11 protein-coding genes are annotated in these 13,951 nt (G+C 58.2%); 5 read left to right on the plus strand and 6 right to left on the minus strand.

Translation table 11 applies throughout. The features are described from left to right. Nucleotides 1-196: 196 nt before the first annotated feature. Nucleotides 197-2,473: a molybdopterin-dependent oxidoreductase gene (locus tag CKQ53_RS16755; RefSeq protein WP_085650970.1), complete on the plus strand. Its 2,277-nt coding sequence runs from the start codon at nt 197-199 to the stop codon at nt 2,471-2,473. Nucleotides 2,474-2,667: 194 nt separating this feature from the next. Beyond that, entirely contained in the window at nt 2,668-4,431 is a 1,764-nt protein-coding gene (gene ggt / locus CKQ53_RS16760; protein ID WP_094117425.1) for a gamma-glutamyltransferase, read from the plus strand. 73 nt (nt 4,432-4,504) lie between these two features. On the opposite strand, the gene CKQ53_RS16765 is transcribed toward ggt, so the two are convergent. Beyond that, entirely contained in the window at nt 4,505-5,521 is a 1,017-nt protein-coding gene (locus CKQ53_RS16765) for a Ppx/GppA phosphatase family protein (protein ID WP_094117424.1), read from the minus strand. Nucleotides 5,522-6,218: 697 nt separating this feature from the next. On the opposite strand from CKQ53_RS16765, the gene CKQ53_RS16770 reads away from it, so the two are divergent. Further along, a complete protein-coding gene (locus CKQ53_RS16770; protein WP_094117423.1) occupies nt 6,219-6,821 on the plus strand; it encodes a TetR/AcrR family transcriptional regulator in 603 nt (200 codons plus the stop codon). Next, nucleotides 6,818-8,008 carry a multidrug effflux MFS transporter gene (locus CKQ53_RS16775; RefSeq protein WP_094117422.1) on the plus strand — a complete coding sequence of 397 codons (1,191 nt, stop codon included), beginning with the start codon at nt 6,818-6,820 and terminating at the stop codon, nt 8,006-8,008. Before CKQ53_RS16770 ends, CKQ53_RS16775 begins: the two co-directional genes overlap by 4 nt. 59 nt (nt 8,009-8,067) lie before the next feature. Here CKQ53_RS16775 and fdhE read toward each other — a convergent pair whose 3' ends face one another. The 4 genes from fdhE to CKQ53_RS16795 all read right to left on the minus strand — a co-directional run bounded on the left by fdhE (nt 8,068) and on the right by CKQ53_RS16795 (nt 12,390). Continuing rightward, the gene (gene fdhE, locus CKQ53_RS16780) at nt 8,068-8,994 is read right to left on the minus strand and encodes a formate dehydrogenase accessory protein FdhE (RefSeq protein ID WP_085650975.1); all 927 of its coding nucleotides are present in this window, start codon (nt 8,992-8,994) and stop codon (nt 8,068-8,070) included. Nucleotides 8,995-9,412: 418 nt separating this feature from the next. Further along, nucleotides 9,413-9,748: a DUF2002 family protein gene (locus tag CKQ53_RS16785; protein WP_085650976.1), complete on the minus strand. Its 336-nt coding sequence runs from the start codon at nt 9,746-9,748 to the stop codon at nt 9,413-9,415. A 68-nt stretch (nt 9,749-9,816) separates the two neighbouring features. After that, nucleotides 9,817-10,548: a glutamine amidotransferase gene (locus CKQ53_RS16790; RefSeq protein WP_085650977.1), complete on the minus strand. Its 732-nt coding sequence runs from the start codon at nt 10,546-10,548 to the stop codon at nt 9,817-9,819. A 249-nt stretch (nt 10,549-10,797) separates the two neighbouring features. Beyond that, complete coding sequence (locus tag CKQ53_RS16795; RefSeq protein ID WP_085650978.1) at nt 10,798-12,390, minus strand: ABC-F family ATPase; 1,593 nt, start codon at nt 12,388-12,390, stop codon at nt 10,798-10,800. 180 nt (nt 12,391-12,570) lie between these two features. On the opposite strand from CKQ53_RS16795, the gene CKQ53_RS16800 reads away from it, so the two are divergent. Continuing rightward, nucleotides 12,571-13,449, plus strand: coding sequence for a PhzF family phenazine biosynthesis protein (locus CKQ53_RS16800; RefSeq protein ID WP_094117421.1), 879 nt, complete (start codon nt 12,571-12,573; stop codon nt 13,447-13,449). A gap of 127 nt (nt 13,450-13,576) precedes the next feature. On the opposite strand, the gene CKQ53_RS16805 is transcribed toward CKQ53_RS16800, so the two are convergent. Continuing rightward, a complete protein-coding gene (locus tag CKQ53_RS16805) occupies nt 13,577-13,888 on the minus strand; it encodes a DUF883 family protein (RefSeq protein WP_085650980.1) in 312 nt (103 codons plus the stop codon). Nucleotides 13,889-13,951 lie beyond the last annotated feature (63 nt).

Consider the following 13,951-nt stretch of genomic DNA (forward strand, 5'->3'; position numbering starts at 1 on the left):
GTGGTATCGCCTTAACAACCAAGGCGGTTAAATATCAACCGCATGCACCTTAACCGATATTCGGCTGCACTAAAAAAGCGCCGCCCCTCTTTACCATTCCGCTCACATCGTGTTTATTGCTTATCCGGATCATTATCCGCCAACGATACATGCCGGCTCTTCGGCGAGGAAAAACCACTGATTTTCCGAGGACACTATGACAATAACGCGTTACCCCCATCTCGCGCATTGGGGCGCCTTTACAGCCGTAGTGGAAGACGGCAGGTTGATTGGCTGCGAGCCGTTTGCCGCCGACCCCGATCCGTCGCCGATGCTCGACAGCATCGTGCCGCTGGTCTATTCGCCACAGCGCATCCGTAAACCCGCCGTCCGCCGTTCCTGGCTGGCTAAACGGGAAAATAGCGACACGTCGCTGCGCGGCAAAGAGCCGTTTGTGGAAGTGGACTGGGACGTCGCACTGGATCTGGTGGCCGAAGAAAACCGCCGCGTGCGCGATCGCTACGGCGCCGACGGTCTGTTCGCCGGTTCGTACGGCTGGTCCTCCGCCGGGCGCTACCACCACGCGCGCTCGCAGGTGCGCCGTTTCTACTTCTCCGGCGGCGGTGCGGTCGATCAGGCGGGTAACTACAGCTGGGGCGCGGCGCAGTTCTTCCTGCCTTACGTTATCGGCACCTTCCATCCGCTCACTGGTAAAGTCACCGAATGGCGCAGTGTCGCCGAGCATTGCCAGCTGTTTATCGCCTTTGGCGGGCTGGCGCTGAAAAATGCTCAGGTGGCCTCCGGCGGCGCGGGACAGCATACGCTGAAAGTCGCGCTGGAAACGCTCAAGGCCCGAGGGATACCGGTCATCAACATCAGTCCGATGCGCGACGACTGCCCGGCGTTCGTCGACGCGGAATGGATACCGATTCGCCCCAACACTGATGTGGCGCTGATGCTGGCGTTAGGATTCGAGATTCGCCGACTCGACGCGGACGATCGCGCGTTTTTGGCTCGCTACTGCGTGGGCTACGACGCCCTGAGCGACTATCTTGACGGCCGCACTGACGGCACGCCCAAAACACCGGAGTGGGCCAGCGCCATCACCGGTATTCCGGCCGAGCGGATCGCGCGGCTCGCGAAGCAGCTTATCGGCGTGCGCAGCTTTATCACCTGTTCCTACTCGGTACAGCGCGCGCACCGCGGCGAACAGCCCTACTGGATGATGATCGCCCTATCCGCCATGTTGGGCCAGGTCGGATTACCCGGCGGCGGCTTCTCGTTCGGACATGGTTCGATGAACAGCGTCGGCAACGAGCGGATCGCCACGCCCGCCCCCGCCTCTCCCTCTGTGCCGAATCGCGGCAGCATCATTCCCGTCGCACGCATCGCCGACATGCTGTTGCAACCAGGCCAGCCCTATACGTTTCAGGGGCAGACGCATACCTATCCAGATATCCATCTGATCCACTGGGCAGGCGGCAACCCGTTCCATCATCACCAACAGCTCAACCGACTGGTGGAAGGCTGGCGCAAGCCGGATACCGTCGTCGTGCAGGATATCGTCTGGACGCCCGCCGCCCGCATGGCCGATATCGTACTGCCGGTCACCACCACGCTGGAACGCAATGACATCGGCGGTTCGTCGCGCGATCGCTATATTTTCGCCATGCATCAGGCCATAGCGCCGCAGCATCACGCCCGCAACGACGTGGATATTTTCAGCGAGCTGGCGCAGCGACTCGGCTACGGCGACGAATTCACGCAGGGCCGCAGCGAGCGCGACTGGCTGGCGATGATGTACCAGCAGTGCCGTGAACGTCAGGGCGAGACGGGGCAGGACTGGCCGGATTTCGAGGCGTTCTGGCGTCAGGGTTACGTCGAAATTCCGATGGACGATAAGCCGTTTGTCTTCTTCGAGGCGTTCCGTGACGACCCGGAACAGCATGCGTTGAAGACCCCCAGCGGCAAAATCGAACTGTTCAGCGAGACGCTGGCGGGCTACCGCTATGACGACTTTGGTCCGCATCCCGAGTGGCGTCCGCCGGTCGAGTGGCTGGGCGCCGACTCGGCGCAACAATGGCCGCTTCACTTTATCTCCATTCAGCCGTCGGACCGGCTGCATAGTCAGCTCGGCAGCACACCTCAGGTCGCCGCCAACATGACGGCTGGGCGGGAAACGCTCTATATGCACCCGGAGGATGCGGTGGCGCGAAATATCGCCGACGGTATGCAGGTCGAAGTCCATAACGCGCGCGGACGCATCTATGGCGGGGTGAAAATCACCGACGGCGTCACGCCGGGCGTGGTGATCATGTCCACCGGCGCATGGTTCGATCCGGGCTGGGAACAGAAAGAGTGGGACCCGGTGGAAAGATCCGGCAATGCCAACGTGCTGACGCTGGATATCGGCACCTCTTCCCTCACCCAAGGCCCCAATGCCATGAGCTGCCTGGTCGAGGTGGTCGCCGCGCCGCACACCACGACGGCCTGACGTTCCCATCGACATCAACGGCCCTCGCAATGAGGGCCGTTTCTTTTTTATCACGCCCTGGTCTTCATCACTCGATTTATGGTATCGAAAGGTTCCTTCGTCGGAGACAGCTCCGTATGCTGTTTAGCGACCGGCGAACACGATGGCCGGTTATACAAACCACAGAGTCGGTATGAGTTCGAGAGGAGATAGGGATGACATCAGGAAAATGGCGATTGGCATTAAGCTTATCAGGACTCCTCACCGTAGGACCGACCTATGCGGTCTCCATTCCCGCCGTGGAGGCAAAACAGGGAATGGTGGTGAGTTCGCAGCACCTGGCTTCACAGGTGGGCGTTGATATCCTGAAAATGGGGGGAAATGCGGTGGATGCGGCGGTTGCCGTCGGCTACGCCCAGGCGGTGGTTAACGCCTGTTGCGGCAATATCGGCGGCGGAGGCTTTATGACCCTGCATCTGGCGAACGGTAAAGACACCTTCATCAACTTCCGCGAAACCGCCCCGGCGGCGGCCAAAGCCGATATGTATCTGGACGCGGAAGGCAAAGTGAACCCCGGCGCCAGCCTGTATGGCTATCTGGCGGTCGGCGTGCCCGGCACCGTGATGGGGCTGGAAACCGCGCGTGAAAAATACGGGACGATGAGCCGTCAGCAGCTGCTGGCGCCGGCCATCAAACTGGCTCGCGAAGGATTTATTCTCAACCGCGGCGACACCGATATCATGAACACCACCGTCAAACGTTTCAGACAAGATCCGGAAGCGGCCCGCCTCTTCCTGCGCCCGGATGGATCGCCGATGCAGCCGGGTGACCGGCTGGTGCAAAAAGATCTGGCGCGCACCCTGCAAAGCATCGCCGATCGCGGCCCCGACGCCTTCTATAAGGGAGAGTTACCGCGCAAAATCGAAGCGGCGGCGAAAAAAGGCGGCGGTATCATCACCGCGGCGGACTTCGCCCGTTATACGGTCACGGAAACCACGCCGATTAGCTGCACCTATCGGGGCTACAAATTTATCTCTTCCCCTCCGCCGAGCTCCGGCGGCGTCACACTGTGCGAAACGCTGAACATTCTGGAAGGATACGACCTGAAAAGCATGGGCTATAACTCCGCGCAGGCCATCCACACGGTGACCGAAGCGCTACGCCACGCCTACATGGATCGCAATACTTATCTGGGCGACCCCGCTTTTGTGCATAACCCGCTTGATCGTTTGTTGAGCAAAACCTACGCCGCGGATATCCGCCGCAAGATCGACCCGGAGAAGGCCACGCCGTCGACGCAGGTCGCGCCCGGCACGGAACCGCATGAGAAACCGGAAACCACCCACTATTCCATTGTCGATAGTCAGGGAAATGCGGTGTCCACCACTTATACCGTCAACGGGCGTTTCGGCGCCGTGGTGATCACACCCGGCACCGGCTTCTTCCTGAACGATGAAATGGACGACTTCACCGCCAAAGTCGGGGAAAAGAACCTCTACGGCCTGGTTCAAGGAGAACGGAACGCCATCGCGCCGGGCAAACGTCCGCTGTCATCCATGAGCCCGTCGCTGGTCACCAAAGACGGCAAAATTTTCCTGGTGCTGGGATCGCCCGGCGGCTCGCGCATCATCAGCATTACGCTGCAAACGGCGTTGAATATTATCGACTTCGGGATGACGCCGCAGGAAGCAGTGGATGCGCCACGTATCCATCATCAATGGCTGCCGGATGAGGTCTACTATGAACGGCGCGGCTTGTCCGCCGATACGCTGAAACTGCTGGCGGAACGCGGGTATAAGATGATTGAACAAACGCCCTGGGGCGCTGCCGAACTGATTATGGAGGGTCTGCCCGGTATTCAGGGCGTGGAGCCCGCCAACTCAGGCAATGACTCCGCCGTGTCCGATAAAGTACGCGAAGGGTATCTGTATGGCGCGAACGACTCCCGGCGACCTGCGGGTTCGGCGGTAGGCTACTAAAAGGAAACGAACGAAACGCAGAGGCCGACACGCGCGCGAAAGACGGCCTCTGCGCAGATAGAGCGGGCAGAAATTACTGCAACAAAACGCCCTGAATCAGGCTGGCTTTCACCACATGAACTTCTGAAATATCAAGTGCCTCCATGAAGCCTTCAACCAGCAACAGGTTCGTCACGTCCGTGGCTTTGTATTTGCCCTGTAACTGCGAGTCGTCCATATGGCTCTTTTTGCCGACGATGTTCTTCAACTCCTCCAGACGATAGCTGTTGCGCCCCGTGCCGAGCTGGCCGGAAATGGAGTAGCTGTGTACGCCGCCGATCCCGATGACCAGCTTGCGCGCGGCGGCAAGACGGATCTCGGGCCGAACATGCGTCGTCGCGTAGAAACGAACAAAACGCAGGATCATCGGCAGTTGATCGCCGACCGGGTTAGGTGAGGAGACCGCCCGCAACTCCTTGTTCTGGAAAACATCAATCACCATATCCTTCAGGCTGACCGCCGCCAGCTTGCCCAGATAGACAACCGGCTTTAGGTGACCGTTGATCGGCTCGAAGCTGGTCATCTGCATAGAACCGCCGCCGATGTCCCACACCAGAATGTCGCTATTGCTCAGCGCGGGTTGGTTCAGCGTGGCTTTCGCGGACATAAATCCCAGCAGCGCTTCCTGTTCCTGGCTAAGGACTTTGATGGACAGTCCGGTGTTGCGCTCAAAGTCGGCGATCACCTGCTCGCCGTTGCTGGCGGAACGAAAAACCTCCGTCGCCACGCCGCTGATGCGGGTCGGGTGCCACTGATTCACCTCATGGAGCAGCGACTGCAGCGTCGCCAGCCCTTCATTGGCAATCGCCGGGCTCAGATCGCCGTTAAGGGAACGCGCTAGATCCGCGTTGTAACCGACTGGTTGTTCGTGTTGATACAAGATATTGCCGAGTACGCCGTGGCAAACGTCCACCTCCGCGACCATCGCTTTGGTGGTGCCGGAGCCAATGTCGAACCCGGCACGGGTTTCAATACAGTCTGAAGCCTGTACATAACCGATACTCAAAAAAAGGCCGGCAAGTGCCAGCAGGCTGCGTGTAGCTTTTATCATGGTAGTCCCTTGATCTCGGCCGTTCCCGCTGCCAGAAATAGCGCCCAACGCTGCGCAAGCGTTTCAGCCACTCTGAACGGAATCTGGGATACGGCGCGATGGTTATAATTGTTTTGGATCCCCAACGGGGAGCATGTCAGGTCGCACAGCGCTCTCATGATTGCGCGTGGTAGGCCATTCATCTTGCGCCATTGCGAACACATTGTGTGATGACGTCACCGTGACATACCGTCCCGAAGGCCGCCTGACGGGGAATCCATCCTACGGCCCCCGTAAGCGCGCCCATAATGCGATATGGCGGGGAGCGGGTCAAATTCCCATTATCATCACGCGGACAAATATCGGCGGGCGCAATCGTCTTTTTTTACAATCACTTAACCAGAACCACGTTATTTTGAAACGCGACGCTTACCGGCTGTTTGGCAACGCGATGTTAAAAGCATAGAGGAAAACCCCGCGCTCGCCACTGCGCGACACGCCCGGTATTACAGGCTTAAAACTCATCGGAAAGGGGATGATTCTTCGCCAGCGCGGCTGGTTGAGGAACTTGCCCTATTCAAGGAACTCATCTAAGATTTCACCAAATTGAGAATGAACGTTCATTCTCAATTTACACAAAAGCACGTGGCGATAATTATCGTGCCTTATCATTTACAGACCGCCGCCCACTTTCGCCGCGTGTCGGTCGGAGCCAACCATGCCGTCAGAAACGCCAAAACATCACTCTTTCCGCGAGCGAGAGGATCGCATCATTGCCGCCGCGCGTCAGTGTTTTCGCCGGGCAGGCTTCCACGGCGCAGGGATGGCGGAAATTGCCCGCGTCGCTGAATTGAGCGTCGGACAGATTTATCGCTATTTCGCCAACAAGGACGCGATTATCGAGGAGATGGTTTACCGCATCGCAGAAGCCAGGATCGCGCCGCTGGAACAGGATTTGAACCATACCGTGCGCATGCCGGACATTCTGGTCGGCAACGCGCCCTACGATGAGATGTACCACGACAGCGACGACAACGCATTGATGCTCGAAGCCACGGCCGAGGCCAGCCGTAATCCGCGCGTGGCGGAGATCCTCAAAGCCGCCGACGCACGTATTTTCAATCAAGCCTGCCTGATGCTGCAAAAACGCTATCCTCGGCTCTCCCAGGCGTCTATCGCCGCGCGGGTAGAACTGATGGCCGCGCTGGTGCAAGGCACCTCGACGCGCTCGCTGTTGGCGTTTTCCGCTCCGCGGGCGGAATTACATCAGCTCTATCAACACATCATTAACCTGCTTTTTTCGGAAGATGAGGCTTTATGAAAACCCACTCCCCTACCCGTCTTGGCTATGCGCTCATGCTGGGTTCGCTGGCCGCACTGGGCCCGCTGTGTACCGATTTATATCTGCCGGCGCTGCCTCAACTGACGACCGAGCTCAGTACCAACACGTCTACCGCGCAGCTCAGCCTGACCGCCGGGCTGCTGGGACTCGGCGGCGGTCAGCTGATTTTTGGCCCGCTCAGCGATGCGCTCGGCCGAATGCGCCCCCTGCTGTTTTCGCTGGCGCTGCTGCTGGCCGCGTCGATAGGGTGCGCCCTCGCTACCGATATCCATCAACTGCTGGCGGCGCGTCTGTTACAGGGCATTGCCGGTGCTGGCGGCGCTGTTTTATCGCGCGCGGTGGCCCGCGACCTGTACGCCGGACATGAACTGACCCGCTTTTTCGCCTTATTGATGTTGGTGAACGGGTTGGCGCCGATCTTTGCGCCGGTGTTGGGCGGTGCGCTGATGGGCCTCACCGACTGGCGCGGCATCTTCGTCGCGCTAGCGACCGTCGCGATGCTGTTACTGCTCTTGTCCGCATTCAGGATGCGAGAAACGTTGCCGCAAGAGCGGCGAATCAGCGGCGGCCTGAGCGCGATGCTGTCGTCGCTTGGCGGGCTGCTGCGGGAACGTCAGTTTATGGGAATGTGTCTGGCGCAAGGGCTGTCAGGCGCAGGCATGTTCGCCTATATCGGCGCTTCGCCGTTCGTCTTACAGCAAATCTACGGGTTAAGCCCACAAACCTTCAGCCTGTGTTTCGCCCTGAACGGTATCGGGCTGATTGTCGCCGGACAGCTGTCCGCGCGCTTTAGCCGACACCATCGGGAAGAACGCGTGCTGCGCGTGGGGTTGACGATTGCGGTGCTGGCCTCTGCGATACTGCTCGCCGCCGGTCTGACGCAGGCGTCGCTGGTGTGGATTCTGGTGCCGCTGTTTTTCGCCGTCGCGATGATCGGTGTCATTGGCCCCTGCGCGTCCGCGCTGGCAATGCAAAGTCAGGGAAATCAGGCGGGGAGCGCGTCAGCGCTGATTGGTCTGAGTATGTTCGCGCTGGGGGCGTTGAGCGTCCCGTTGACCGGGCTGGCGGGCACCAGCGCCACGTCGATGGCACTGGTCATGCTTGGGTGTTATGGGCTGGCGGTGCTGTCTTACGTGCTGCTAGTCGTTAAAACGCGAGCGGCCTAAGCCGCTCCGTCCGACAACGCCCTGTCGCCAGAGCGTTGTCGCCTCCCCCTTCATGCGTATCAGATAGCGCTTTCCGGGAACAGGAAGGGATTGATACTGCTACGAAAGAAACCTTCTTCTTCCATTCTGATATCCAGCACCAGGGAGGCCAGATCGTCCGCCACCGCTTCCACCCGGCAGTCTTTTTCCTGATAGAGCAGTTTGATGTAGGTGCCGCAATCGCCACAGCTTTCCGTTTGATGAGACGCCATACTATCGTCATCCAACGACCAGTAACTCAGCTGTTCGGACTGTTCACAGTTGCTGCATTTCACGCGCGCCATATGCCACTCTGTTTCACACAGGTTGCAGTGCAGATAGCGCAGGCCGCTTTCCGCCCCCATGTGCACCACGCCGGACACGGGAATGCCGCCGCAGACCGGACAGAACTGGCGATGTTCGCCCTCCTCCGGGAGCACCTGACCGGGCAGTTGGCTGGCCATTTGCGCCCAATACAGCGACAGCGCGGCCCACACGAACGGCGCTTTATCATTGCTCTCGGCGCAAAAAGACTGACTGAAGAGCGCATCGGCCAACGCTTCCTTCTCCGGCCCAGACATCTTTTCCAGATTTTCCAGCGCGCTAAGGATCTGGCCGCTCATCTGCGGCTTTAACTCTTCAATCAACGCCTGCAATAGCGTGAGCCAATGCGCATCGCGACGAAAATGCGCGGCATCCAACGGCGGCTGTCCGCCGGTTTGCACAAGGCGTGTGAAGTCCATCGTCAACGGATGGTCGTGTTGAACATGCTGCTGCGCTTCCACTACCTGCGCGGCAAACGTCAGGTAGTCGCCCAGCGGGTGGTTATCCGCCAATTGACGCAGCCGTTCGGCGCGGCCGCTGTACAGGCTTTTCAAATTAGCGAACAGCAACGACGGGACCGTTCCCAGTGTGGACGTCGCCGCTTCGCCTGCTGGCTGTTCCTGAGGAACAATATGAATACTCATCAGGGTTCTTTTCCGGTTGTAGTGACAGTGACGGACTGGCCGTAATCAGCCAGAACGACGCGCTTCCAAGGGGAGTATACCCCACATGCGATATTCGTTTCCCGCGGCGCCGGCCGCTGGAACGATCCGGTGCGACATTGACCGTATCACTTTAAGTGTAGGACGAAATTACCTTTTTAACCGTTTTCGCGCGGCAGAAGGGGTTTTGTGACGCAAAAGCGTCGTGCGGGAGGAATCGTGTCGCGGTGTGGTAGTGGTCAGCGGGAGGCGTTTCACTCCCCCGCAGAACCTGCGTATGCCATCGGAAAAACGTTCAATGCGTTGCCCCGTGATCGGGCGATCTTTGCAGGCCGCGAATCGCTCACGGCCCATCGACATAACGATGAGCCATTAGCTCACCGCAGGCGCATGATAAACATCAGCCGAACATGCGCTCAAGATAGCGAGACAGCATAGCGCGTGAGGTGAAACCGTGCGGAATGCCCACATAAGACGGAGTTTCAGACTCGGGGTCGAGCGGGAAGCGCTCATAGGCCGGACTGCTGCGCAGCGTTTCCGCGGGATGGGCGTATTTCAGACTTTTCGCACCCTGACTGGGGTGGATAACCACGGCGGTACGCCCCATTCTGGCCTCGCGATTCACATAAACGTAGTGTTCGCCTTTGTAGAATCCATACGCTTTGTCCGTCACGGTATCGCGAGTAAATCCTTCTTTCTCAAATACTTGAGCTACTTCATCAGGGCGTAAATACATCAATTGTCCTCCCTCTACGCTAATCTGAGGGAGTGACCATAACTCACTGAATTCGTGCGACAACCGGACTACTCCGAACCTGCCTCTGTCGCCGCGGCCCGCGCCAACCGTGCCTGACGCACAAATTCCACCAGCAGGCGACGCGCCCAAAGGGGTTCTTCCGACACCGTCAGCGTCGGCTGACGGTTGTTTTTCAGACAGGCGTTCATCACGCTCGCATCCATTTCCGGATGAAACTGGAAGGACAACGTCGTGGGCGAATAACGTAGGATCTGACAGCCGTCCAGCGTCGATGACGCTAACACCTGCGCGCCTGGCGGCGGTGTGACGACGGACTGGAGATGCGTCAGATAGGCGCTAAATTCTGTCGGCAGTTCGGACAGCAACGCATCCTGAGCCGCCGCCGGTTTGAGCGACACGGTTTCCAACCCCACTTCTTTCCCCTGCGGATTATCAGTCACCGTTCCGCCCAATGCGTCTGCCAACAGCTGATGTCCATAGCATACGCCCAGCAGCGGCAGCTGTTCGTCCACGGCCCGCCGCAGCCATGCCCCCGTGCGTTCACTCCAATCCAGGCGGTCGGTGACCATCGCCCACGAACCGGTCACTATCGCGGCGCTTAGCGCAGAAGGCGGCGGCAGCGTCTCATTCAAGTCGGGGCGCACCATCAGCAGTTCGCCAAGTTCCAGCGGCGCCAGCGCGCTGCGAAACCAGTCCGACTGCTGGCCGACGGCGGCGGCGATAGGCGCAGGCGGTTCGCCCATTTGGATAATCAAAATCGGTTTTTCAGCACGCTTCATCTGTTTTTCTTCAAGCCATCGAGAAAGGAATAACGCAGAACGTAGCACTCCCGTGGCCGTTTGTCATCGCCCACCCAAACCCTGTTGGACGCTGACGTCTATTGCTCCGGATACGCGACCTGTCGTGCTGCTTTCGCGCCCCAGATTGACAGGAAACGCGCTAAGCCCACCATCGCATAACGGACACAAAAAAGCCGTCGCACAGGCGACGGCTCCAGACGATGCGATGAAAACCGCGACTAACGGACGTTATTCGATGCCGCGGCTGCGCAGGTAATCTTCATAGCTTCCGGTGAAGTCGATCACTTTCTCAGGCGTGATTTCCAGCACACGGGTGGCCAGCGAGCTCACGAACTCACGGTCGTGCGAGACGAAGACCAACGTCCCCTGATACATCTCGAGCGCCATGTTCAGCGATTCGATGGACTCCATATCCAGGTGGTTGGTCGGTTCATCCATGATCAGCACGTTAGGACGCTGCATCATCAGCTTGCCGAACAACATGCGCCCTTTTTCCCCCCCGGACAGTACCTTCACTTTCTTGCGAATGTCGTCCTGCGAGAACAGCAGGCGGCCCAGTACGCTGCGTACGGCCTGCTCGTCGTCGTTTTCCTGCTTCCACTGGCTCATCCAGTCGAAAACCGTCAGCTCATCGTCGAACTCATATTCGTGATCCTGCGCGTAGTAGCCAATCTGCACATTTTCGGACCATTTGACGGTACCGACATCCGGTGCCAGATCGCCAACCAGCGTTTTCAACAGCGTGGTTTTACCAATCCCGTTGGTCCCGAGCACCGCGACTTTCTCGCCGACTTCGATCAGCAGTTTAAGCTTGCTGAACAGCGGGCCGTTGTCGAATCCTTTCGCCAGATCCTCAATTTCCAGCGCGTTACGGAACAGCTTTTTATCCTGCTCGAAACGGATGAAGGGGTTCTGACGACTGGAAGCCTTGATCTCTTCCAGCTGGATTTTGTCGATCTGGCGCGCACGCGACGTGGCCTGACGAGATTTAGAGGCGTTGGCGCTAAAACGGCTGACGAACGACTGCAGCTCGGCAATCTGTGCCTTCTTCTTGGCGTTGTCTGCCACCAGACGCTCACGCGCCTGCGTGGCGGCCGTCATGTATTCGTCGTAGTTGCCCGGGTACAGGCGCAGTTCGCCGTAATCCAGATCCGCCATGTGCGTACACACCATGTTCAGGAAGTGGCGGTCATGGGAAATGATGATCATGGTGCTGTTACGTTCGTTCAGCACCTGCTCCAGCCAGCGAATGGTATCGATGTCCAGGTTGTTGGTCGGTTCATCGAGAAGCAGAATATCCGGGTTGGCGAACAGCGCCTGCGCCAACAGCACACGCAGTTTCCAGCCCGGCGCGACTTCGCTCATCGGACCGTAATGCTGCTCCAGCGGGATCCCTACGCCCAGCAACAGTTCGCCCGCGCGGGCCTCGGCGCTGTAGCCGTCCATTTCACCGTACTTGACTTCCAGATCGGCCACTTTATAGCCGTCTTCTTCGCTCATTTCCGGCAGCGCGTAGATGCGATCGCGCTCTTCTTTCACGTCCCACAGTTCGGCATGGCCCATGATGACCGTGTCCAACACCGAGTATTGTTCAAACGCGAACTGGTCCTGGCGCAGCTTGCCGAGACGTTCGTTAGGATCCAGAGAAACATTGCCGCCGCTGGGGGTCAGGTCGCCGCCCAGAATTTTCATAAAGGTGGATTTACCGCAGCCGTTGGCGCCGATCAGGCCATAGCGGTTGCCGCCGCCGAATTTGACGGAAATGTTTTCAAAAAGCGGCTTACTGCCGAATTGCATCGTTATGTTATTCGTTACCAGCACAGTATTTACTCAGATCTAAGTGTGATTTGCCGCACATTATGCCATAAGCGGCCCTCAGAATCCCGGCCATATTCGAACACTATTTGACCAGAAGGGTTTCTATGAGATTCTGAATATAAACAAGTGCTAATCTTGAATAAAAAAACTTAATATGTCGTAAACCCCTTGAAGGAAGCGCAAATGTCATCAGAGCGTCAGTTTAAACAGGTCGATGTCTTCACCCACCATGATTTCCAAGGTAACCCGCTGGCCGTCATTCTGGACGCTGAAGGGCTGAGTGATGAGCAGATGCAGGCCATCGCCCGGTGGACTAATCTCTCTGAAACCACTTTTGTGCTGCCGCCCACTGACCCCACGGCGGATTACCTGGTTCGTATTTTCACGCCGTCGCAGGAGCTGCCTTTTGCGGGCCACCCCACGCTCGGGACGGCGCATGCTTTGCTGGAAGCGGGACTCACGCCGCACGTGCCGGGGCAACTGATTCAGCAGTGCGGCGTCGGCCTGATCCCCATTAATCTGTCGGACAACGGTCTACTGGCCTTCAGAGCGCCGGAAGCCACAATCGATCCGGTGGATGCCAGCCACTACGCCTTGATTGATGCGGCGCTTGGCAGCCATCATCGACACGGCGACGTGCCCCCCACGGTCGTCAATATGGGGATAAGCTGGATGATCGTACGCATGGACAGCGCCGCGTCCTGTCTGGGCGTCAGAATTGCTCAGCCTGCGTTCGAAAAACTGCTGGCGGAGACCCACGCCGACGGTATCGCTATCTATGGCCCGCACGAAAACGCGACGCCGACCGATTACGAAGTCCGGGCGTTTTTCCCGCTGGATACCGTGATTGAAGATCCGGTGACCGGCAGTGCGAACGCCTGTATCGCCCGCGCGTTGCAGCATGGTCACGATCTGGAAAAAATGACGAAGAAGCTGGGATACTGCGTGCGTCAGGGGACCATGTTGTACCGTAACGGACGCGTCAATGTCGCATACATCGACGGTCAACCGTGGATTGGCGGCTACAGTCGTACCCTGATTGACGGTACGCTTAACGCCTGAAGCGTATTGACACCCGCAGCGTCTGACGCATAGACGCATAAAAGAACAGGCGCCGTACCCCATCATTGGGATACGGCGCCTGTTTTAGTGAACAACGTCGGCACAATCCGACGTCACGAGAGCAACATTACTTGCGGGCGAGTAAAATCCCGAGCACCAGTCCAACAGACGCACCGATACCTAAGCCATGCCACGGGTTGTCCTGAATATAGCTGTCCGCCTTCTTCGCAAACTTTTTAGCCCGGTGGCAGCAACCTTTGGACGGCTCGAGACGAGAGCGAACATCCTGCAGCGAGTCATAAGCCTGTTTTTTAAGATCTTGAAAAGCGCTGTCTGCGTAGTCGCCGGAATATTTCAATAGCTCGTCCAGCGTGGTGGACAGCAGTTTTACATCGTCCTCAATACTCACTTCATGTGACTGTTTATCATGCGGTGCCATTATTTTCTCCTGTTGGTGAAAATGCGCTAACCCTTTAACTATAGATAACCTGGCGCCGATGCG

Origin of the sequence: Lonsdalea britannica, assembly GCF_003515985.1 — a bacterium.
GTDB classification, from domain to species: domain Bacteria; phylum Pseudomonadota; class Gammaproteobacteria; order Enterobacterales; family Enterobacteriaceae; genus Lonsdalea; species Lonsdalea britannica.